The sequence below is a fragment of the Streptomyces sp. KL116D genome, from assembly GCF_030766975.1.
Lineage (GTDB): Bacteria > Actinomycetota > Actinomycetes > Streptomycetales > Streptomycetaceae > Streptomyces > Streptomyces longispororuber_A.
In genome coordinates this window covers 33,554-54,404 of record NZ_JASERH010000040.1, presented here as the reverse complement: position 1 = coordinate 54,404, position 20,851 = coordinate 33,554, and the positions used below count along the sequence as shown (strand labels likewise).

The following is a 20,851-nucleotide window of genomic DNA, read 5'->3' as shown; positions in this document are numbered from 1 at the left end:
CGCCGAAGAGCGCGCCCGCGCCCGCCGCGGCGACCGCCCGCCCGGTCGGGACGCGCGACGCGGCCGACCTCGTCGACCTCACCGGCCGCATCAGCGACGGCAGTTGGCGGGTCCCGGCCGGCGCCTGGCGAGATCGACCTGTTCGGCGGCATCGACCTCACCGACGACTCGACGGGCTACGCCCGCGCGCTACCTCGGCCTCCTCGACGGCACGAACCAGCCGAGCTGTTCCTCGACATCAGTGCCGGCGAGTACCACCGCCGCTTCCGCCGCTACTTCGGCACACGTCGTCAAGGGCTTCTGGGACGACGAACCCTTCATCGCCTCCGCCCAGCCGCACTCCTTCAAGCGCCGCCCCTGGTCGCCCGCGCTCGCCGCCGCCCTCGACGCCGTCGGTGCCGCACCGGGCCCCGCGTACGCGAGCGCCTTCGACGACCTCGGCGAGCGCGTGCCGGGTGCTGCGCGGCCGGTACTGGCAGGCCGTCTCCGACCGGTTCTCCCGCTACTTCGAGAAGCAGTCCGAGTGGTACGCCGAGCGCGGCGTCCGCCTCATCACCAACCCGCTGTACGACGAGACGGCCCCGTCCAAGCGGATCGCCTCCACCGGCGGCCTCCACAAGATCAACCAATGGGCGCAGGTACCGGGCGGCGACTGCATCGCCGCGAGTACGAGCTGAACACCCACCATGGATCCGCGCAACCCGGCCTCCGTCGCCCACCAGACCGGCCGGCCGCGCGTCCTCATGGAGATGTTCGGCAACATGGGCTGGCAGATCGCACGACTTCATGCGGGCCCTCGTCGGCGCGTACGCCACCCGCGGCATCAACCTCGCCGTCCTGCACGCCCTGTGGACCGACAGAGACCCACGTGTACTTCGCGCCGCCGTTCGGCCCCCGCAACCCCTGGTGGTGGTCCATGCCGCCGGTCTCCGCGTGGATCGGGCGCGTCATGGAACTGGCCCGCGGCACCTCCGCCGCCCGCACCGCGCTCCTCCAACCCCAGCGCGCCGCCAGAGCAGTTCACGACGACGGCGCGGATGGGCGAGGTCGGCGGCGCCTTCGCGGACGCCGCGTACGCCCTGGAACGCGCGCAGGTCGACTTCGACCTGGTCCACGAAGGCGCCCTCAGCGGCGACCGTGGGCTCTCGCGCACGCGGAGACCGACGGCGGACTGCTGCGCGTCGGACGGGCCGCCTACGAACTCGTGGTCGTGCCGGCGACTCCCGTCCTGGACACCGCGACCGTCCGTACCCTGACCGCGCTTCGCCCGGTCCGGCGGCACCGTCGTCGCCGTCGGCGAACCGGCCGCGCTCGCCGCCGACGGGGACGACGCGGCGCTCGCCCGCGAGTTCGCCAAGCTGTTCAAGGGGCCGCGGGCCGTACGGGTCGCCGAGCCGGACGGCCTGGCCGACGTAGGCGAGCACCACGTCCGTGCGGGCCGCCGTCCTCGAACCCGCCGCCGACGCCGTCCGCGTCCTGCGCACCACGCGCGGCGCCGACACCGCGTTCCTGTTCAACAACGAGAGCGGCACCCGGGTCGCCACCACGGCCCTGCTGCCCGCACACGGCGAGCCCGAGCTGTGGACCCGGCCACCCTGGCACCGTCGGCCCCGCCCCCGTCCGCGGCCTGCCCACCGGGACGGCGTCCGGCTGCCGCTGGTCACTCGACCCGTACGAGACGCTCGCCGTCGTCGTGACGCCACCGGGCCGCCGCCGCCCCGTACGTCACCGAGGCCGACGGCCTCCCGGTCACCGCCGTGACCCGGGGCCTGCAAGAGCCTGCGTGCGTCACCGCCCGCGCCGAACGGCCCGGCACCCACCGCCTCACCGGCCGCGACGGCGACCGCACCTACGCGGGAACCGTCGAGTCACCGACCCTGCTCACCCCGATCCCCGTCGACGGCGACTGGACCCTCACCCTCGCCGCGGACGGCGCAGGAACCGGTGACCCGCCCCCTCGGCAGCTGGAGCGACCTCGCGCCCCTCCACTCCGGCAGCGGCACCTGCACCAGGACATCGACCTCGACGCGCGCCGCGCTCGCGGACGCCGCCTCGTCCTCGACCTCGGCACCGTCCGCGGGTCGCCCACGTCACCGTCAACGGCAAGGAGTTCGGCCCCGCCCTCTGGTCCCGCGTACACCGTGGACGTGACGGACGGACTGAAGCCCGGCGCCAACCGGATCGCGGTCCGCGTCTCCAACACCCTCTCCAACGAACGCAAGAGAACCCCTGCCCTCCGGACTGCTCGGCCCGGTCGTCTGCGCACCGTCGGCCCCTCAGCGTCGACCTCGCGCCCGTCCGCGCCTGACCCAGGAGGCCCACCGCCATGACCCGACGCAGACACTCGCTGCTGCTCGCGACCGCGCTCACCGCCCTGGTCACCGTCGCCCCGTCCGCCACGGCCGCCCCCGCCGCACGGAGCACGGCGGCCGAGCTGCGCACCCAGCACCTGGCCGACGCCCTCGGGATCGGCGACACCACCCCCGAACTGAGCGCTGGCGGCTGCGCGGCGCCGCCCAGGGCGCCTACCGAGTCCAGGCCGCCACCAGCCGCGCCGCGCTCGCCGCCGGCCGCGCCGACCTGTGGGACTCGGGCCAGGTCGGCTCGACCGTCCCGCGGACCACGTACGCGGGGCGCGGCCTCGGCTCCCGCACCCGCGTGCACTGCGCGGGTCAGCTGTGGGCGCCGGGCGCCGCCCGCGCCGCCGACTGGAGCGCACCCGCCGTCTTCGAGACCGGCCTCACCGAGGCGAAGGACTGGTCCGCCGACTGGATCACCCACAAGGACTGGCAGCTCGGCAAGCGCACCGTCGAGCCGGTGACCGTCACCCTCCGCGGACCACCGCACGCTGCGTACGCCTCGACGTGACGAAGCTGGGCCTGCCCCTCGCCGACGACTTCCCGGCCTCGCCCACCGCCTCCAGCTCGCCGAGATCGAGGTCCGCGACTCCGGCGCGCCCGGCACCGACCTCGCCGAGGGCGCCACCGTCACCGCCTCCGAGACCGACACCGAACGCAAGGTGTGGGAACCGAACTGGCCGTGGACGGCCTCACGAACAGCGCCTGGGCGCAGGCCGCCGGCTACCAGAGCCCGGCCCACCCCGGCCCCGACGCGCCCGTCACCCTCACCCTCGACCTCAAGGAGGCCAGGACCTTCGACCAGGTCGTCCTGTACCCGCGCGCCGACGTCCTCACCGACGACGGCCGCGTCCCCGGCTTCCCCGTCGACTACGCCCTGTCCACCGCGGACACGGCCGACGGCCCGTACGCGACCGCGGCCCGGGTCACCGGACAGCGGCCGCCCACGCCCTACCTGCCCTCCGGACTCCCGCTGTTCAGCAAGGACTTCACGCTCCCGGGGCGTCCGCTCGGCCCGGCTCCACGTGGCGGGCCTCGGCGTGTACGACGCGCAGCTCAACGGCAAGCCGGTCGGCGACGCCGTCCTCGAAACCAGCCAACACCGACTTCGCCGACCGCGTCCAGTACGCCACGTACGACGTGACCCGCCAACTTCACGGCGGATCCAACGAGTTGACCGTCGAACTCGGCAACGGCATCGCCAGCCAGCTCTCCACCGCCGACCGCTACCGCAAGCTCTACGGCAACCGGGCCGATTCCCGAAACTGACGTCGCCCAGCTGGAGATCACCCTCGCCGACGGCGGCGTCCGCCGCATCGGCACCGGCACCGACTGGCGCACCACGCTCGGCGCCACCACGATCCTCGAACTGGTACGGCGGCGGGACTACGACGCGCGCGCCGCGCCCCCACCGCCGATCGCCGGAACCCGTGGGAGCGCGCGACGGAGGTCGACGCCGCCGACGCGCCCGCCACCCCCAGCGCCCGCGAGACCGAACCCGCGTCCGCGTCGCCGAGACGCTCGACGGCACCGAGGTGAGCGGTGCGGCTCGAGGCAGCCGGATCTTCGACCTCGGCGCGCACACGATCGCGGGCTGGCCCGAGCTCACACCGTCACCGCCCCCCGCGGCAATCCACGATCCGCGCCTACCCCGCCGAGAGCCTCAAGAACGGCCACGCCGACCAGTCCATCAGCAATCGCCGGCGCACTGTGGGACAGCTGCACCACCGGCAGCGCGCGGACCGGGACCTGGCACGAAGTCCAGCTACCACGGCTTCCGTTACGTCGAGATCCGCGGCCGCACTCCGACGGCGCCGAGGTTTCCGTGCGCGGCGCAGGTGCTGCGCACCGACAACTCTGACCTCCGCGGGCGCACCTGCACCAGCTCGAACGACTCCTCATCGGCACGGCATCCACCGGATCGCCGCCGGGCCGTCGAGGGCGGCATGATGAGCACGCCTGCACGCTGCAGCCGCGAGAAGCTTCGGCTGGCTGGAACAGGTACCAGACTCGTACTTCGCACCCTCGCCGCCAACTACGACATGTTGTGCGGTCCTACCTCTCCGCAAGATCGTCCGCGACATGGCCGACGCCCAGGCGACGGACGGCCTCGTCCCCTCCACCGTCCCTTCGACGCTACGTCCAGCTCGCCGGCACCCACCGCAACGACGCCAACTGGGGCGGCGCGTTCGTCCTCGTGCCCTGGCAGCTCTACACGACGTACGGCGACAGGAGACGATGCGCACGTACTACCCGCAGATGAGAAGAAGTACGGCGACGTTCCTGGAGCAGAAGGTCTCCGGCGGCATCCTCGACTACTCGCATCAGGCGCCTGGTTCACCCTCGGACAGACCTCTCAGGCGTCTCCGGCACGTGCGGCTACTGGCGGATCGCGAACGACGCTCGGTGACATCGCGCGCGCGCGCTCGGCGAGGACGACGACGTGGCCACCTACCGGGCCAAGGCCGACACCAGCGCGAAGGCGCTGTCGGACACGTCTCTACGACACCAGGAGACGGGCACGTTCGGCGGACGGCGGGCGGGCGCCGAGGACCCTCGCGCTCGACATGGGCGCCTACCCGGAGGGCCAACGAGAGCGGCTGCTCGCTCCACTTGGTGTCCCCGGTCGAGGCCGCCGGCCACCACCTGCTGCTCGGTGAGATCTCGCTGCCCGCAGCGTTCCGCGTCCCAAGGTCCGAGGCGGGGCGGGACGACGTCGTCTACAAGATCGCGACACAGACGCGACGTCCCCAGCTATGGCGCCCAGGTCCTCGCGGGCAACACCGCGCTCGGCAGCGAGCTGGGACGGCGGCTCCGGCCAGTCGCAGAACGCTTCGCGCTCGGCGCGACCGGCGCCTGGACCAGTGAACGCCCGGCCGGGCTCGACCAGAGCGGCGGACTCGGTCGGCCAGCGGCACCTGCGCATCGCCCCCGCCGTCGTCGGCGACCTCACCTCGGCCCGCGCCACCACGCACCACCGTACGGCGAGGCGGCGACGCAATGGCGGCGCGACGGCGCCGGTTGACTGACGGCGACCGTGCCGGCGGGCAGCACCGCCCGCGATCGAGATGCCCGTCAGCTCCGGCGACGTCCGGGCGCCGCTGGGGCGCACGACCCGTCGGCGCACCGCGGACGGCGTCGCGACGTTCGAGGTGGCCGCCGGCACGTGGACGTTCACGTCGACGTTCGAGCCGGCCGTGTGACCGGCCGTCGGCGGCGGGGCGCCAGGACCGTCCCGCCTCCGATGGTCCGCTGATCGAACAGGACGGGGCGCCCCACGTACACTCCCCCTGCGCACCCGCTCACTGGAGGACCGCACCCGATGGCACAGTCCGTGGGGATCAAGGACGTCGCCCGAGCCGCTGGGGTGTCCGTCGGCACGGTCTCCAACGTCATCAACCGGCCCGACACCGTCGCCGACGAGACCCGGAGCCCGGGTCGTCGCGGCCATCGACCGGCTCGGCTACGTCCGCAGCGAATCGGCGCGGCAGCTGCGCGCGGACGCAGCCGCATCATGGGCCTGCTCGTCTCGACGCCGCGGGCAACCCGTTCTTCGTGGACGTCGCGCGCGGCGCCGAGCGCGCCGCGCGGGACGCCGGGCTCGGCGTGATGGTCTGCAACAGCGCGCAGAGCGTCGCCGAGGAGGCCGAGTACCTCTCCCTGTTCGCGGAGCAGCGGGTGCGCGGCGTGCTCCTCACCCCGGCGGAGGCGACCGGGCGGACCGTCGAGCAGTTCCGGCGGCACGACATCCCGATTCGTGCTCGTCGACCGGGTCGCCGAGGGCGCCACCGAGTGCTCCGACTCCGTCGACGACGTGAACGGGGCGCGCTCGCCGTGCGCCACCTCGTCGACGCGGGACACCGGAAGATCGCCTACGTGAGCGGTCCGCCGCCCTCCAGCCAGTGCGAAGGACCGCAGGCGGGGCGCGCTGCGGGCGCTCGACGAGGCCGGTCTGCCCGCCACCGCGCTGCACGAACTGCCCACCGAGCGCCTGGACGTGGCCGCCGGCCGCGACGCGGGCGCCCGCCTCCTCGGCCTCGCCGACCGGCCCACCGCCGTCTTCTGCGCCAAGCAGTACCTGCTCGCTCTCGGCGTCTCCAGGCCCTGTACGCGGCCGGGGTACCGCGGGTGCCGAGGACATCGCGATCGTCGGCTACGACGACATCGAGTTCGCCGCCGCGCGGCCGTCCCGCGCGCGCTCACCTCCGTGCGCCAGCGCCTGCGTCACCATGGGCGCTCTCGCCGCCGACCTCCTCCTGGAGAGATCGACGCCGCCGACCACGGCAGCCGCCACGAGCACCGCCGCGTCGTGCTCCAGCCCGAAAGCTCGTCGTCCGGGAGCGCCAGCCTGGGCCCGCGCTGACGCCGGCCGCGGCCATGTGCTGAACTGGGCGGCGGGCCCGGACGTCCGATTACCAGAGTCGCCCGCACCGTCATCCGTACTGGAGTCGCTTTGAGCGCCGCGCGTTACCGACAGGCCGGTCGTCCTCACCGACCGCCGCTTCTCGTCCCGCTGGACCACACCGCCCCCGACGGCGAGGCGGATCGAGGTGTACGCGCGCGAGGCCGTCGCCGCGGCCGCGAGGACGAGAACTGCCCTGGCTGGTCTACCTCCAGGGCGGTCCCGGCTCGGCGCCAACCGGTTCTCCGGCAAGCAGGCCTGGCTCGCCGCGCCCTCCAGGACCACCGCGTCCTCCTCCTCGACCAGCGCGGCACGGCGCCTCCACGCCCGTCAACCGCCAGACGCTCCCGCTGCGCGGCGACGCCCACGCGCAGGCCGAGTACCTCACGCACTTCCGCGCCGACTCGATCGTCCGCGACTGCGAACTCATCCGCCACGAGGTCACCGGCGGCGCGACCTGGACCGTGCTCGGCCAGAGCTTCGGCGGCTTCTGCGCCGTCCGCTACTGTCGGCCGCCCCGAGGGTGCCTCACCGCGGCCCTCATCACCGGCGGCCTGCCACACCTGGACGGCCACGCGAGACGACGTCTACCGCGCCGCCTACCCGCGCATCGAGCGCAAGGTCGCGCCCACTACGCGCTACCCGATGGACGTGGAGCGGGTGCGGAGATCGCCGCAGTACGTCCTGGAGCACGAGCCGGTCCTGCCCAGCGGCTACCGGCTGACGCTGGAGGCGTTCCAGTCCCTCGGCATCTGGCTCGGCGGGAGCGACGGCAGCGACCGGCTGCACCACCTCCTGGAGGACGCGTTCGTCCGGACCCCCGCGGGCGTGAACTGTCCGACGCGTTCCTGGAGCAGACGGCGGCCGCACAGTCGTACGCGGCCCACCCGCTGGCCACGCCGTGGTGCACGAGGCCATCTACGCCCAGGGCGGGCGGGCCACGGACTGGTCGGCGGAGCGGAGTGCGCGGCAAGTTCCCGCAGTTCGACGGCGAGAAGACGCTCGCGTCCGGCGGCCCGCTGCTCTTCACGGGCGAGTCCGTCCACCCGTGGCAGTTCGACCTCGACCCGGCACTGCGGCCACTGCGCGAGGCCGCCCACCTCCTGGCGTCCCGCACGTTGAGTGCTGGCCCCGCTGTACGACCCGGCCCGGCTGGCCGCCAACGAGAGTGCCGGTGGCGGCGGCCGTCTACCACGACGACATGTACGTCGACACGGAGCACGCCCTGCGCACGGCCGCCGCGATCCGCGGCCTGCGCCTGGGTCACGAACGAGTTCGGCACGACGGCCTCGGGCCGGCGGCCCGCGCGTCCTCGACCGGCTTCTCGGGATGGTGCGCGGCGAGGTGTGATTTTCGTAAGGCGGTTTCCGGCCGCGGTCGGGGAAACCGTGCGGTGCGGACATGGACGGCGTCCTGAATGCGCGCACAATTCAGCCCGGAACACCGCAATACGGGGGCGTACAGAATGAGCGTGGCACGCAGCGGTGTCGACTGGGCGGTCATCGCCGTATCGGCCATAGGAACTCAGGCCTCAGTAGTGGTCGCCGCTTCTCAGCAGCGCCCGGCATCGGCCATCGCCCTGATGATCGCCATCGGTTGTTCCGTCATCGGCGGCACGATACTCACCTGGCCCTCCGCGACGAGCGACGGTGCATTTCGCGTGCGAGGGCGTTGGCGCGTCATTGCGGCGACAGCCAGAGGGCCTGACGGTCGGCGTCATGATCGCCGCACCGCTCGCACCCGCGATCGGCCGGCCGCTCCGTCACGACCTGCTCGGATTCAGTGACCCCGGCTACGACGTCCACATCCAGGAATCACGATCGCCCAGAAGAAGACGACGTTCCGAGCCTCCGTGACCGTGCTGAACAAGTCGTCCGCACCGTACGCTGCTCGACCGCATAGCCCTGCGGGTCAGTCTCACCTACATGGGCATCAACGGATGCCACGACGGTCCCGTGTATTACCGCGTTGCGAATGTCATCCATGCCGGCCGGAGCGCTTCTCCTGGCCACCAAGAGGTGGACGGCGTGGTGAAAGACGCGGACGACTACGCCTACGAAACAACGGGATCGCTGGATCTGGGGTGCGGAGAAGGAATGCTTGACCTTCGGTTCGACGCCAACGTTCCCCTGTCCGCAAAGGCGCCCACGAAAGTCGATATCGAGTTCCCGAAGAAGTTCCGCGTGACGAGCGCATCGGGCTGGGGCTGGAGCGGCACCCCTGCAGAGACCCACGTATCCGTGTTACTCCCGGCGGACACAGGGACCACCCACGATTCCAAGCGCACAGAAGGGCGATTCACCGTCTCGCTCGGGGTCGCCGGGTCGACCGTCCGTGGGGAACACGTCATTCCCGCCGAGCTTCACGGGCTGTAACCCGCCGGGCTGGCCCGCCGCGGCATACGCTGGCCGCATGAGCCTGCCGGAACCGCATTCGAAACCTAACGCCCAGCTCCAGCCCATGCCGGAGGACTGGACGCGTGCCCTCGCGGTGGTCGCGCACCCGGACGACCTGGAGTACGGCTGCGCCGCCGCCATCGCCGCGTGGACCGACGCCGGACGCGAGGTCAGCTATGTGCTCGCCACCCGCGGCGAGGCCGGTATCGACACCATCGAACCGGCCAAGTGCGGACCGCTGCGCGAGCAGGAGCAGCGGGCCAGTGCCGCCGTCGTCGGCGTCGACAGCGTCGAGTTCCTCGACCACCGGGACGGCGTCATCGAGTACGGCACGGCCCTGCGCCGCGACATCGCCGCCGCGATCCGCCGCCACCGCCCCGAACTCGTCATCACCCTCAACCACCGCGACACCTGGGGCGGCGTCTACTGGAACACCCCCGACCACGTCGCCGTCGGCCGGGCCACGCTCGACGCGGCCTCCGACGCGGGCAACCGGTGGATCTTCCCCGAGCTGACCGAGCAGGGTCTGGAGCCGTGGAACGGGGTGAAGTGGGTCGCCGTCGCCGGTTCCGCGCAGCCGACGCACGCCGTCGACGCCACGGACGGCCTGGAGCGGTCGGTGCGCTCGCTGCTCGAACACCGTACGTACATCGAGGCGTTGACGGACGAGGACCCGGAAACCTACTGCCGCACGTTCCTCACGCAGAACGTGCAGGGAGTGGCCGAGAGGTTCGGCGGAAAGCCGGCCGTACCGTTCGAAGTGTTCAGCCGCTGAGGCCTGAGTCCCCTATCGTGGCGGGATGGCTGCCGAGCTGATCCGCATCGTCTCCCGTTCCTCCCCGATGGCCCTCGCCCAGGTGGAGCGCGTCCGCGCCGAACTCGCCGCGCTCCACCCGGACGTGCGCACCGAGGTCGTGCCCGTCACCACCAGCGGCGACAAGTGGATGGGCGACCTGTCGAAGCTCGGCGGCAAAGGCGCCTTCACCAAGGAGGTCGACCAGGCCCTCCTCGACGGGCACGCGGACCTCGCCGTGCACTGTCTGAAGGACATCCCCGCGGACCGGCCGCTGCCCGAAGGGTGCACGTTCGGGGCGTACTTGAAGCGCGACGACGTGCGGGACGCGCTGATCGACCCGGCCGGGCGGACGCTCGACGAACTCCCGGAGGGCACCCGCATCGGCACCTCGTCGGTCCGTCGGGTCGCCCAACTCGCCGCCAGTCACCCGCACTTGACGTGCGTGCCGATGCGCGGCAACGCCAACCGACGGCTGCAGAAGCTCGCGGCGGGCGACGCGGACGTCCTGCTCCTCGCCCTGTCGGGCCTGGAGCGCATCGGGCGCACCGACGTCATCACCGACGTGCTCGCGCCGGAGCTGATGTGCCCGCCGATCGGGGCGGGGATCCTCGCCCTGCAGTGCCGGGCCGACGACGCGGCGACGCTCGAGACGGTGAGCGGGCTCGGCCACCGGGACACCTGGCGCGAGGCGACGGCCGAGCGGATGTTCCTGCACGTGCTGCAGGGGCACTGCAACTCGCCGGTCGCCGGGTACGCGCGGGCCGAGCGCAGCGGCGATCTGTCGCTGCGGGCCTGTGTGTTCACGCCCGACGGGAAGCGGGTGCTGAACGCGCAGGAGTGGGCGGGGCCCCTCGACCCCGCCACCCTGGGCATGTCCGTGGCGGTCGCGCTGCTGCGGCAGGGGGCGCGCGAGCTCATCGACGGCATCGAGCACTGACCGGCGCGACCGCGCACCGAGGGCGCCGTGCGGCGCGCGGTCACTCCGTGGTCGGCCGCGGGACCTCCGCCGCGGCGCGCGTCCCGCCCGGCAGCCGCAGCGCGGTCGCACCGACAGCGACGACCAGCGCCGCGAGCACCGTCAGCGTCACCCCCATCGACGCCACGAAGTCCGTCCCGGACGCCAGCAGCGTCGTGGCCGTCGCCACCCCGAGCGTCGGCCCGACGTTCATCGCGGTCTGCTGCAGACCGCCCGCCACCCCCGCCTCGCCCGGGGCGGCCCGGCGCACCAGGACCTCCGTGGCGCTGACCATCACCGTGCCGAAGCCCGTGCCCATCGCCAACGCGCAGGCACCGATGGCCAGTCGGGTCGCCGAGGTGTCGAGCCGGCCGAACCCGAAGACCCCCGCCGCCATGAGCGCCATCCCCGCCGACGTCGTCGCCCGCGCCCCGAACCGGCGCAGCAGCACCGCGCTCAGCGGCGCCGCGAGCACCATGCACAGGGCGGTGGGCAGCATCCGCAGCGCCGTGTCGAGCGGGTCGAGACCGAGCACGTCCTGCATGAAGTACGTGGCCGTGAACAGCGTGCCGAACAGCGCCGCAGAGGCCGACAAAAGGATGCCGAGCGCCGCGGCCACGACGGGGGAGGCCAGCAGTGCGGGCGAGAGCAGCGGATGTGCCGTCCGGCGCTCGTGGACGACGAACGCCGCCCCGGCCGCGCACGCCCCGCCGGTCGCGAGCACCGCCCCCGCCGACCGGCCCGGCACCGCGACCAGCGCCGTCACCAGGCAGGCGAGCGCCGACCCCAGCAGCAGCGCCCCGCCCGGATCCAGGCCGGCCGTGCGCGGCCGCGCCGCCGGCTCCCGGTCCCGTACGAGCAGCACGAGGAGGGCGATCGCCACGGCGGGCAGCACCCCGAGGAAGAACACCGAGCGCCAGCCGAGATGCGCCGTGAGGACCCCGCCGATCAGCGGACCGGCGGCCGCCGCGACACCGATGGCGCTGGTCCGCAGGGCGATCGGCATGCCCAGCCGGTCCGGCGGGTACGCGGCGCGCAGCATGCCGAGCGTCGCGGGCTGGAGCAGCGCGCCGCACACGCCCTGGGCGATCCGCAGCCCGATCACCCAGCCGACGCCGGGCGCGAACCCGATGCCCGCCGACGCCGCCGCGAACCCGAGCATGCCGTACGCGAAGAGCTGCCGGTGCCCGTACCGGTCGCCGAGCCGGCCGGCGAACACCAGCAGGCTCGCCACCGCGATCAGATAACCGGTGCTGGTCCACTGGACCTGCGCGAGCGATGCCCCGAGGTCCCGCTGGAGCGCCGGCTGGGCGATGGTCAGGACCGTTCCGTCGAGCGCCACGAGGACCGCTCCGAGCACGCTCCCGGTGAGCGCGACCCGGCGGTGCAGGAGCCCCGCGCCGCTCATGTCCGCGGTCCCAGGTGGGCGTCGAGGACGGCGCGCAGCAGCGGCTCCACGTCGTCCGAACCGGCCGCGAGCTGCAGACTGCCCCAGCCCCACAGCTGGGCGACCCCGTGCAGGTTCGCCCACAACGCGCCCGCGACGACCGCGGGTTCGGCCTGCGGACGCACGGCCGCGACCAGCTCCACCAGCATTCCGAACAACGGCAGGCTCGTCTCGCGCAGCCCCAACTCGTTGCTCTCCAACAGATCGTGACGGAACATCAGCTCGTACATGCCGCGATGGCCCGCCGCGAAGTCGAGATAGACGGCGGCGAGCGTCGCGATCCGGGCGCGCGGGCCCGCGTCACCGTCCCGCACCGCCTGTGCCACCCGCTCGCCGAGATCGGCGAAGCCGCGCCGGGCGATCGCCGACAGGAGCTCCAGGTGCGTGGGGAAGTAGCGCCGGGGCGCGCCGTGCGAGACGCCCGCCCTGCGCGCGATCTCCCGCAGGGTCAGGGCGCCCACGCCTTCGGCGTCGACCAGTTCCACGCCCGTACGGATGAGGCGGTCACGGAGCCCGCCGCCGCTGTCGTCACTCTGCATAGACACTGTCTACCCCAGATGGGTAGACAGTGTCTACTCGCTGGTTCGCCTCGTGTCCCTTCACTGTGCGGGCGGCCCGCACTACGCTGCGCGCCGCCAGGCACGCCGACGGCCGGACAGGGGCGCCACATGATCGACACCACCGACACGGAGATCCCCGAGGGCGAGGCGTGCCGGGTACGGCTCGACGTCGAGAAGGGCGGCATCGGTGTGCTCACGCTCTGCCGCCCGGCCAAGCTCAACGCCTGGAGCTGGGAGTCCAGCCGCCAGCTCGGTGTGCTGACCGACCGGATCCGGTTCGACGACCGCATCCGCGTGGTCCTGCTGCGCGCCGAGGGGCGGGCCTTCTGCGCCGGCATCGACGTGACCGCGCCCGGCGGCGGCATCGAGGGCGACAGCGTGGCGGCGCGCAGTCGCGGCTACTACGAGGGGATCCGCTGGATCCACGAGCGGTTCGCCGCGTTCGCCCGCCTGCCGCAGCCCGTGGTCGCGGCCGTGCAGGGGTACTGCCTGGGCTTCGGCTTCGAGCTGGCGCTCATGGCGGACGTCAGGATCGCGGCCGACGACGCGGTGTTCGCCCTGCCGGAGGCGCGGCTGGGCGTCTCCGTCGACGCGGGCGGCGATCTGCGGATCGCGCGCGAGGCGGGCGCCGGCTGGGCCAAGTTCCTCGCGCTCACCGGACGCCGTATCGACGCGGACACCGCGCACCGGCTCCACCTGCTCCAACAGGTGGTGGGACCGGCGGAGTTGGAGCAGACCGCGCGCGAGGTGGCCGCGGAGATCGCCGCGAACGCCCCGCTCGCCGTGCAGGCCGTGAAGCGCGACATCGACGCCTACGCCGACGCCGGACTCGACGCCGCCCTCGACCGGGTCGCCATGAGCGCCGCCCTCACCCTCACGTCGGACGACGCGACGGAGGGCTTCACGGCGCGCGCCGGACGCAGGCCGCCGGAGTTCCGGGGCGCGTGACGGGCGAGTGGGGGCGCCTGAGACGGCGGACGGCCGGTGTGCCGCGCCGGACGCGTGGGGGCGGGTGATAATCGCGCCATGACCACCTCCTCGTACGACCCGCGCGCCCTGCTCGCCGAGAGCCGGCTCGGCGTCCTCGCCACCCTGAAGTCCGACGGCCGCCCCCAACTCTCCCCGGTCATGCCCTACTTCGACCCCGCCACCGAGAAGCTCTACGTGTCGATGACCGAGGGCCGGGCGAAGACGGCGAACCTGCGCCGCGACCCGCGCGCCGCCCTGGAGGTCACCAGCGCCGACGGCCGCGCCTGGGCCACCGCCGAGGGCACGGTGGAGCTCGTCGGCCCCGGCTCCGACCCGCACGGCCCCGAGGTCGAGGCCCTGGTCGCCTACTACCGCGAGGCCGCGGGCGAGCACCCCGACTGGGACGAGTACCGGTCGGTCATGGTGTCCGACCGCCGCGTGCTCATGACGATGACCGTCGACCACGTCTACGGCCGGCGGATCGGCTGAGCCGCTTCAGTCGGCCGCGAACGGCCCCCGCCCCAACTGCTCGCGCACCGGCACGACGGGAGCGTTGACCGGGCCGCGCCGCTGCCAGTTCGCCCCGTCCACCACAAGGGTGTGACCGCTGACGAACCGGGCGTAGGGGGACGCCAGGAAGGTCGCCGCCCAGCCCAACTCCCGTGGTGCGCCCACCCGGAGAGCCGGCTGCCTGGACGCCGGGTCCGCGGCCCGGTCCAGGTTGCCGCGGATGTCGGGCGTCATGTCCTCGTGCGGCATGAGGCCCGGCACCAGACCGTTGACCTGGATGCCGTACGGGCCCCACTCCACGGCCAGCGTCTCCACCAGGTTCTTCACACCCGCCTTCGCCGCCGCGCTGTGCGCGAACCCCGGACCGCCCGTCCACGCGTACGACGCGCCGACCGCGATCACCGAACCGGGCGTCCCAGCGGCGAGGTGGCGGCGGGCGAACTCGCGGGTCATGAAGAACGTCCCGTTGAGGGTGATGTCGACGACCGAGCGCCAGCCGTTCGGCGTCAACTCCTCCGCGGGCACCGGGAAGTTGGCGGCCGCGTTGTTCACCAGGACGTCCGGGAGCTGCCCGTGCGCCGCCACCGCCGCGTCGAAGACCTCGGCGATCCGGCTCGCGTCACGGATGTCGCAGGTCGCCGCCGTGACCAGCCCCGCACCCTCGATCGCCGCCAACTCCTCGCGGGCGGGCGCCAGATGCTCCGCCTTGCGGCTCACGATCATGACGGCCGCGCCGAGCCGCGCGAACTCCGCCGCCACCGCCCGGCCGAGCCCGGTGCCGCCCCCGGTCACCAGGACGAGCCGGCCGTCGTACGTGCCCGGGGGCAGCGCCGAGGAACCGGGCGGGGGAGGGGCGGGCAGTCCGGGCGGGTGCGGGGAGGAGGACGTCATGGGGGCATGGATACCGCTTGACCGCCCAACCCTCCATCCCCGGGCGCGTATCGCTTTCGGCCGCGGCGCTTCACCGCGTCCGGTCGGAGCGGGGCCCGCTCTCCCGGTCCGGCGGCGCGGCGGCCGGCCGTCCCTGGAGGCGGGCGTGCCGGAACTGGTGGACGGCGCCCGCCTGGCGCAGCACACCCCGCTCGTGCGCGTCCGCGAGGAACGCCATCAGCCGCCAGGGGAGCCGGCCGGTGGAACATGGCCGGGTCTCACACGCCGGCCTCCGCCAGGCCCCGACCCGCGTCACACGTCGGCCTCTGTCATACCCCGACCCGCGTCACACGCCGGCCTCCGTCACGCCCCGACCCGCGTCACGCGCCGGCCTCCGTCAGGCCCCGACTCCCGCCACGCGCCGGGCCCGCGCCACCGCCTCCTCGCCCTCCGCCGAGAACACCCCGGCCCGGCGCCGCTCGGCAGCCCGCTGGGCGTCGGAGAGGACCAGCTGCGCGTTGATGAAGGCGCCGGCCCGGTACCCGCCGCTCGCCGCGTTGATCACCTGCTCGGCCGGACCCGTCGCGTTCCCCACGGCCCACACGCCCGGCACGCTGGTCAGACCCGTCGGGTCCACCTCGACGAACGGCCCCGCCGGGGTCTCCTGGGTCCGGGCGCCGAGCGCGGACAGCAGCGTGTCGCGCGGCACCATCCGGGTCGGCACCACGAACACCGACCGGTCGACCACCCGCCCGTCCGCCAGCCGGACCCCGGTCAGCCGGTCGTCCGTCACCACGAGCCCGCCGACCTCGCCGCGGACCACGCTCACGCCGACCGCGGCCAGCAGTTGCCAGTCGGAGTCCGGGAGGTCGTCCTCCCCGGCGTCGTCCAGGAACAGCGTGACGTCGTCCGACAACTGGCTGAACAGGAGCGCCTGGTGGGTGCCGGTCGCCTTGCGGTAGAGGACGCCGATCGGCTGGTCCCGCACCTCGTAGCCGTGGCAGTAGGGGCAGTGGAGCACGTCCTTGCCCCAGCGCTCGGCGACACCGGGGACGTCCGGCAGCTCGTCGACCAGTCCGGTGGCGATCACCAGGCGGCGGGCGTGCACCCGGCCGCCGTCCGCGAGCGTCACCTCGAACTCGCCGGAGCCGTCGGGATCGGCCGCCGTCACCCGGTCCCGGACCAGCTCGACGCCGTAGCCGGCGACCTCCTCGCGCACCACGGCCAGGAACTCGCCGGGCGGCATCCCGTCCCGGGACGGGTACCCCTGCATGTGCCCGGAGGGCGCGTTGCGCGGCTCGCCCGCGTCGACCACGAGGACCGAGCGGCGCGAGCGGCCCAGGATCAGCGCGGCCGACAGGCCCGCCGCCCCGCCGCCGACGACCACGACCTCGTACGTGTCCTTCTTCGTGCTGCTCATGCTGACCACCTCGTGAGAACGCTGGATGCCGTCCCTCATGACGGTGGACCTGAAGCTCCGGTATTGACAAACACCTTTGCCGAAACTGCAATGGATTCATGACGTCACATGATCCTGGGGCAAACGAAGGCATGGATTCCGTGCTCTCCGGTGTCGGGCCGAGACTGCGGGCGCTGCGCAAGGAGCGGGGCGCCACGCTGGCCGGGCTCTCGGAGTCCACCGGCATCTCCGTCAGCACGCTCTCCCGGCTGGAGTCGGGGCTGCGCAAGCCCAGCCTGGAGCTGCTGCTGCCGATCGCCCGCGCCCACCAGGTGCCGCTGGACGAGCTGGTCGGCGCGCCGCCGGTCGGTGATCCACGGGTGCGGATGAAGCCGATCGTGCACTTCGGCCGGACGATGATTCCGCTGACGCGGCAGCCCGGCGGTCTCCAGGCGTACAAGGTGATCGAGCCGCAGCGCCGGCTGGAGCCGGACCCGCGCACGCACGAGGGCTACGAGTGGCTGTACATGCTCTCGGGAAAGCTCCGGCTGGTGCTCGGCGACCACGACGTGGTCCTCGGACCCGGCGAGGCGGCCGAGTTCGACACGCGGGTGCCGCACTGGTTCGGGTCGACGGGGGAGGGGCCCGCCGAGTTCCTGAGCCTGTTCGGGCCGCAGGGCGAGCGGATGCACGTCCGGGCGCGGCCCACCCGGGACAAGGAGGAGTGAGCGCGGCGGGGGCATTCCCAGGAGGGCAAGCGACCGCTTAGTATGCGGCTGAACCCGGTAGCGGACCGGATGTGGAATCCGGTGTGACGAAGCAGTCCTGTGGAGGCCCCGCATGCAGGCATGGCAAGTGCACGAGAACGGCGAGCCGAGCGAGGTGATGCGCCTCGAAGAGGTGGACCGCCCGGTGCCCGGCGAGGGGCAGGTCCTGCTCAAGGTGCGCGCCGCCAACATCAACTTCCCGGACGCGCTGCTGTGCAAGGGGGAGTACCAGGTCACGCCGCCGCTGCCGTTCACGCCCGGTGTCGAGATCTGCGGCGAGACGGAGGACGGGCGCCGGGTCATCGCCAACCCCGCGCTGCCGTACGGCGGTTTCGCCGAGTACGCCGTCGCCGACGCCCGTGCCCTGCTGCCCGCGCCCGACTCGCTGGACGACGCCGAGACGGCCGCCCTGCACATCGGCTACCAGACGGGCTGGTTCGGTCTGCACCGCCGCGCGCACCTCCAGGAGGGGGAGACGCTGCTCGTGCACGCCGCCGCGGGTGGCGTCGGCAGCGCCGCCGTCCAGCTCGGCAAGGCCGCGGGCGCCCGCGTCATCGGCGTCGTCGGCGGCCCCGAGAAGGCGAAGGTCGCGGCCGAGCTCGGCTGCGACGTCGTCATCGACCGCCGCTCGGAGAACGTGATCGGGGCCGTGAAGGAGGCCACCGGCGGCCGCGGCGCCGACGTCGTCTACGACCCGGTGGGCGGCGAGGCGTACACGCAGTCCGCGAAGACCGTCGCCTTCGAGGGCCGGATCGTCGTCGTCGGCTTCGCGTCCGGTACCATCCCGAGCCCCGCCCTGAACCACGCCCTCGTGAAGAACTACAGCATCCTCGGGCTGCACTGGGGCCTGTACGCCGCCAAGAACCCGGAGCTGATCCCGCACTGCCACGAGAAGCTCACCGAGCTCGCCGCGCGCGGTGCCATCAAGCCGCTGGTCAGCGAGCGCGTCGACCTCGCCGACGCCCCGGCCGCCGTGCAGCGCGTCGCCGACGGAGTGACGACGGGCCGGGTCGTCGTCGTGCCGGGTCTGAAGGCCCGTACGGAAGGAGCCGCCGCATGAGCGTCGACGCCGCGCGCCTGCGCACGCTGACCCAGGAGTTCCTCGCGGCGCACCCGCCCGCGACCACGCCCCGCGCGGACTTCCTCGACGCCCGCTTCGACGCCGGGCTCGCCTGGGTGCACTACCCCGAGGGCCTCGGCGGCCTCGGCGTGCCGCGCTCCCTCCAGGCCGTCGTGGACGCCGAGCTGGAGGCGGCGGGCGCCCCCGACAACGACCCGAGGCGCAACGGGATCGGGCTCGGCATGGCCGCCCCCACCATCCTGCGCTACGGCACCGACGAGCAGAAGCAGCGGTTCCTCAAGCCGCTGTGGACCGGCGCGGAGGTGTGGTGCCAGCTGTTCAGCGAGCCCGGCGCCGGATCCGACCTCGCCGCGCTCGGCACCCGCGCCGTCCGCGAGGACGACACCTGGACGGTCAACGGGCAGAAGGTGTGGACGTCCGGCGCGCACAACGCCCGGTTCGCCATCCTCATCGCCCGCACCGACCCGGACGTGCCCAAGCACAAGGGCATCACGTACTTCGTCTGCGACATGACCGACCCGGGCGTCGACGTGCGCCCGCTGCGCCAGATCACCGGCGAGGCCGAGTTCAACGAGGTGTTCCTCACCGACGTCCGGATCCCCGACGCCCACCGGCTCGGCGAGGTCGGCGACGGCTGGAAGGTCGCCCAGACCACCCTGAACAACGAGCGGGTCGCCATCGGCGGCATGCGCATCCCGCGCGAGGGCGGCCTCGTCGGCATCGTCGCGAAGACCTGGCGCGAGCGCCCCGAACTGCGCACCCACGACCTGCACCAGCGGCTCGTGAAGCTGTGGGTGGACGCCGAGGTCGCACGCCTCACCGGGGAGCGGCTGCGCCAGCAGCTCGTCGCCGGCCACCCCGGCCCGGAGGGCGCGGGCATGAAGCTCGGCTTCGCCCGGCTCAACCAGGAGATCAGCGGCCTGGAGGTCGAACTCCTCGGCGAGGAAGGCCTGTTGTACGACGACTGGACGCTGCGCCGCCCCGAGCTCGTCGACTTCGCGGGCCGCGAGGCGGGCTACCGCTATCTGCGCGCCAAGGGCAACAGCATCGAGGGCGGGACCAGCGAGATCCTGCTGAACATCGTCGCCGAGCGCGTCCTGGGACTGCCGTCCGAGCCGCGCACCGACAAGGACGTCGCCTGGAAGGACCTCTCCCGATGAGCACTCAGCCCGACCTCCTGTACTCCGAGGAGGAGGAAGCGCTCCGCTCGGCGGTCCGTGACCTGCTCGCCGACCACTGCGACGCGACGGCCGTGCTCGCCCGCGTCGAGACGGACGAGCCGCACGACCGCGCCCTGTGGAAGAACCTCGCCGAGAACATGGGCCTGGCCGGTCTGCTGGTCCCGGAGGAGCGCGGCGGACAGGGCGCCTCGCACCGCGAAGCCGCCGTCGTCCTGGAGGAGTTGGGCCGCGCCGTCGCCCCCGTCCCGTATCTGACGAGCGCCGTCATCGCGACGGAGGCGCTGCTCGCGTGCGAGGGTGCCGAGGCCGGGGCACTGCTGGCGGCGCTGGCCTCCGGGCGCACCGTCGGGGCGCTCGCCGTGCCCCTGTCGGCGACGGCGGGGCAGGACTTCAGGGACGTACGGGCCGCGGACGGCGCGCTGACCGGCCGTGTCACCGGGGTCGCCGACGCGGCCGCCGCCGACGTGTTCCTGGTGCCCACCGCCGACGGCCTGTTCGCCGTCGACGCCTCGGCCGACGGCGTCGCCGTCGAGCCGCAGACCTCCTTCGACCGGACGCGGCCGCTGGCGGCCGTGACGTTCGCCGGGGCCGCCGGGCGTCTGCTCGCCGGCACCGCCGCGCCGGCCGTGCGCCGCGCCCTGCGGGCCGGCGCCGGACTCCTGGCCTCCGAGCAACTGGGCCTCGCCGACTGGCTGTTGACGGAGACGGTCCGCTACACGCGCGAGCGCACCCAGTTCAACCGGCCCGTCGGCTCCTTCCAGGCGCTCAAGCACCGGCTCGCCCAGCTGTGGCTGGAGGTCGTCAACACCCGGGCGGCCGCCAGGAACGCGGCGGACGCGCTCGCCACCGGCGGCGAGTCCGCCGGAGGTGAGGAGACGGACATCGCGGTGGCCGTCGCCCAGGCGTACGCGGCGCCCGTCGCGGTGCGCGCCGCCGAGGAGGCGCTCCAGCTGCACGGCGGCATCGGCATGACGTGGGAGCACCCGATCCACCTCTACCTCAAGCGCGCCAAGGCCGACTCGATCGCGCTCGGCACGGCGGGCCGGCACCGGGAGGAACTGGCCGAACTGGTCGATCTCCGGGCACCGTGACCCACCCCCGGCCACCGGGTTTTACCTCCTCTTGACGAGATGGCATTATTGCGACTCGTTCGCAACAACA

At 73.4% G+C, this 20,851-nt stretch carries 22 protein-coding genes and 3 pseudogenes; 20 read left to right on the top strand and 5 right to left on the bottom strand.

Annotated elements, in window-relative coordinates; translation table 11 throughout:
• Window positions 1-455 precede the first annotated feature (455 nt).
• The 14 genes and pseudogenes from RBJ77_RS16180 (at window position 456) to hemC (ending at window position 10,888) form a co-directional block, all read left to right on the top strand.
• Window positions 456-677, top strand: a complete 222-nt coding sequence (locus tag RBJ77_RS16180) for a hypothetical protein (RefSeq protein ID WP_372345667.1) — start codon at window positions 456-458, stop codon at window positions 675-677.
• 754 nt (window positions 678-1,431) lie between these two features.
• The gene (locus RBJ77_RS16175) at window positions 1,432-1,761 is read left to right on the top strand and encodes a hypothetical protein (RefSeq protein WP_372345666.1); all 330 of its coding nucleotides are present in this window, start codon (window positions 1,432-1,434) and stop codon (window positions 1,759-1,761) included.
• Window positions 1,758-2,330, top strand: coding sequence for a hypothetical protein (locus RBJ77_RS16170; protein WP_372345665.1), 573 nt, complete (start codon window positions 1,758-1,760; stop codon window positions 2,328-2,330). Before RBJ77_RS16175 ends, RBJ77_RS16170 begins: the two co-directional genes overlap by 4 nt.
• A 328-nt stretch (window positions 2,331-2,658) precedes the next feature.
• The gene (locus RBJ77_RS16165; protein ID WP_372345664.1) at window positions 2,659-2,868 is read left to right on the top strand and encodes a hypothetical protein; all 210 of its coding nucleotides are present in this window, start codon (window positions 2,659-2,661) and stop codon (window positions 2,866-2,868) included.
• Between the two features lie 151 nt (window positions 2,869-3,019).
• Window positions 3,020-3,418: pseudogene (locus RBJ77_RS16160) on the top strand (hypothetical protein); the annotation flags it as partial.
• A gap of 79 nt (window positions 3,419-3,497) precedes the next feature.
• Entirely contained in the window at window positions 3,498-3,626 is a 129-nt protein-coding gene (locus tag RBJ77_RS16155; protein ID WP_372345663.1) for a hypothetical protein, read from the top strand.
• Between the two features lie 1,799 nt (window positions 3,627-5,425).
• A complete protein-coding gene (locus tag RBJ77_RS16150; protein WP_372345662.1) occupies window positions 5,426-5,560 on the top strand; it encodes a hypothetical protein in 135 nt (44 codons plus the stop codon).
• A gap of 119 nt (window positions 5,561-5,679) precedes the next feature.
• Complete coding sequence (locus RBJ77_RS16145; RefSeq protein ID WP_372345661.1) at window positions 5,680-5,967, top strand: LacI family DNA-binding transcriptional regulator; 288 nt, start codon at window positions 5,680-5,682, stop codon at window positions 5,965-5,967.
• Window positions 5,913-6,197 (top strand): annotated as a pseudogene (locus tag RBJ77_RS16140) (hypothetical protein); the annotation flags it as partial. The gene RBJ77_RS16145 and the pseudogene RBJ77_RS16140, both read left to right, overlap by 55 nt.
• A gap of 157 nt (window positions 6,198-6,354) precedes the next feature.
• On the top strand, window positions 6,355-6,720 hold the full coding sequence (locus tag RBJ77_RS16135) for a hypothetical protein (RefSeq protein WP_372345769.1): 366 nt from the start codon (window positions 6,355-6,357) through the stop codon (window positions 6,718-6,720).
• 118 nt (window positions 6,721-6,838) lie between these two features.
• Window positions 6,839-8,109 (top strand): annotated as a pseudogene (locus RBJ77_RS16130) (alpha/beta fold hydrolase); the annotation flags it as partial.
• Window positions 8,110-8,684: 575 nt separating this feature from the next.
• Window positions 8,685-9,134 carry a hypothetical protein gene (locus RBJ77_RS16125; RefSeq protein ID WP_372345660.1) on the top strand — a complete coding sequence of 150 codons (450 nt, stop codon included), beginning with the start codon at window positions 8,685-8,687 and terminating at the stop codon, window positions 9,132-9,134.
• Between the two features lie 37 nt (window positions 9,135-9,171).
• Window positions 9,172-9,930 carry a PIG-L deacetylase family protein gene (locus tag RBJ77_RS16120; RefSeq protein ID WP_372345659.1) on the top strand — a complete coding sequence of 253 codons (759 nt, stop codon included), beginning with the start codon at window positions 9,172-9,174 and terminating at the stop codon, window positions 9,928-9,930.
• Window positions 9,931-9,955: 25 nt separating this feature from the next.
• A complete protein-coding gene (gene hemC, locus RBJ77_RS16115; protein ID WP_372345658.1) occupies window positions 9,956-10,888 on the top strand; it encodes a hydroxymethylbilane synthase in 933 nt (310 codons plus the stop codon).
• 40 nt (window positions 10,889-10,928) lie between these two features.
• Here hemC and RBJ77_RS16110 read toward each other — a convergent pair whose 3' ends face one another.
• Complete coding sequence (locus RBJ77_RS16110) at window positions 10,929-12,314, bottom strand: MFS transporter (protein WP_372345657.1); 1,386 nt, start codon at window positions 12,312-12,314, stop codon at window positions 10,929-10,931.
• On the bottom strand, window positions 12,311-12,892 hold the full coding sequence (locus RBJ77_RS16105) for a TetR/AcrR family transcriptional regulator (protein WP_372345656.1): 582 nt from the start codon (window positions 12,890-12,892) through the stop codon (window positions 12,311-12,313). The genes RBJ77_RS16110 and RBJ77_RS16105 overlap by 4 nt, the downstream gene beginning before the upstream one ends.
• A gap of 129 nt (window positions 12,893-13,021) precedes the next feature.
• On the opposite strand from RBJ77_RS16105, the gene RBJ77_RS16100 reads away from it, so the two are divergent.
• On the top strand, window positions 13,022-13,861 hold the full coding sequence (locus RBJ77_RS16100) for an enoyl-CoA hydratase/isomerase family protein (RefSeq protein ID WP_372345655.1): 840 nt from the start codon (window positions 13,022-13,024) through the stop codon (window positions 13,859-13,861).
• 78 nt (window positions 13,862-13,939) lie between these two features.
• The gene (locus tag RBJ77_RS16095) at window positions 13,940-14,371 is read left to right on the top strand and encodes a PPOX class F420-dependent oxidoreductase (RefSeq protein ID WP_372345654.1); all 432 of its coding nucleotides are present in this window, start codon (window positions 13,940-13,942) and stop codon (window positions 14,369-14,371) included.
• Between the two features lie 6 nt (window positions 14,372-14,377).
• Here RBJ77_RS16095 and RBJ77_RS16090 read toward each other — a convergent pair whose 3' ends face one another.
• The 3 genes from RBJ77_RS16090 to RBJ77_RS16080 form a co-directional block, all read right to left on the bottom strand.
• Window positions 14,378-15,283 carry an SDR family oxidoreductase gene (locus tag RBJ77_RS16090; protein WP_372345653.1) on the bottom strand — a complete coding sequence of 302 codons (906 nt, stop codon included), beginning with the start codon at window positions 15,281-15,283 and terminating at the stop codon, window positions 14,378-14,380.
• A gap of 70 nt (window positions 15,284-15,353) precedes the next feature.
• Window positions 15,354-15,500 (bottom strand): hypothetical protein, encoded by a 147-nt coding sequence (locus tag RBJ77_RS16085; protein ID WP_372345652.1) that lies wholly within the window; start codon window positions 15,498-15,500, stop codon window positions 15,354-15,356.
• 159 nt (window positions 15,501-15,659) lie between these two features.
• Entirely contained in the window at window positions 15,660-16,682 is a 1,023-nt protein-coding gene (locus RBJ77_RS16080) for an NAD(P)/FAD-dependent oxidoreductase (RefSeq protein ID WP_372345651.1), read from the bottom strand.
• 131 nt (window positions 16,683-16,813) lie between these two features.
• Here RBJ77_RS16080 and RBJ77_RS16075 point away from each other — a divergent pair, with 131 nt between their 5' ends.
• The 4 genes from RBJ77_RS16075 to RBJ77_RS16060 all read left to right on the top strand — a co-directional run bounded on the left by RBJ77_RS16075 (window position 16,814) and on the right by RBJ77_RS16060 (window position 20,781).
• Window positions 16,814-17,389 (top strand): helix-turn-helix domain-containing protein, encoded by a 576-nt coding sequence (locus RBJ77_RS16075; RefSeq protein ID WP_255972420.1) that lies wholly within the window; start codon window positions 16,814-16,816, stop codon window positions 17,387-17,389.
• A 112-nt stretch (window positions 17,390-17,501) separates the two neighbouring features.
• Window positions 17,502-18,488, top strand: coding sequence for an NADPH:quinone oxidoreductase family protein (locus tag RBJ77_RS16070; RefSeq protein ID WP_372345650.1), 987 nt, complete (start codon window positions 17,502-17,504; stop codon window positions 18,486-18,488).
• The gene (locus tag RBJ77_RS16065) at window positions 18,485-19,669 is read left to right on the top strand and encodes an acyl-CoA dehydrogenase family protein (protein WP_372345649.1); all 1,185 of its coding nucleotides are present in this window, start codon (window positions 18,485-18,487) and stop codon (window positions 19,667-19,669) included. Before RBJ77_RS16070 ends, RBJ77_RS16065 begins: the two co-directional genes overlap by 4 nt.
• Complete coding sequence (locus tag RBJ77_RS16060; protein WP_372345648.1) at window positions 19,666-20,781, top strand: acyl-CoA dehydrogenase family protein; 1,116 nt, start codon at window positions 19,666-19,668, stop codon at window positions 20,779-20,781. The genes RBJ77_RS16065 and RBJ77_RS16060 overlap by 4 nt, the downstream gene beginning before the upstream one ends.
• The last annotated feature ends 70 nt before the right edge of the window (window positions 20,782-20,851 follow it).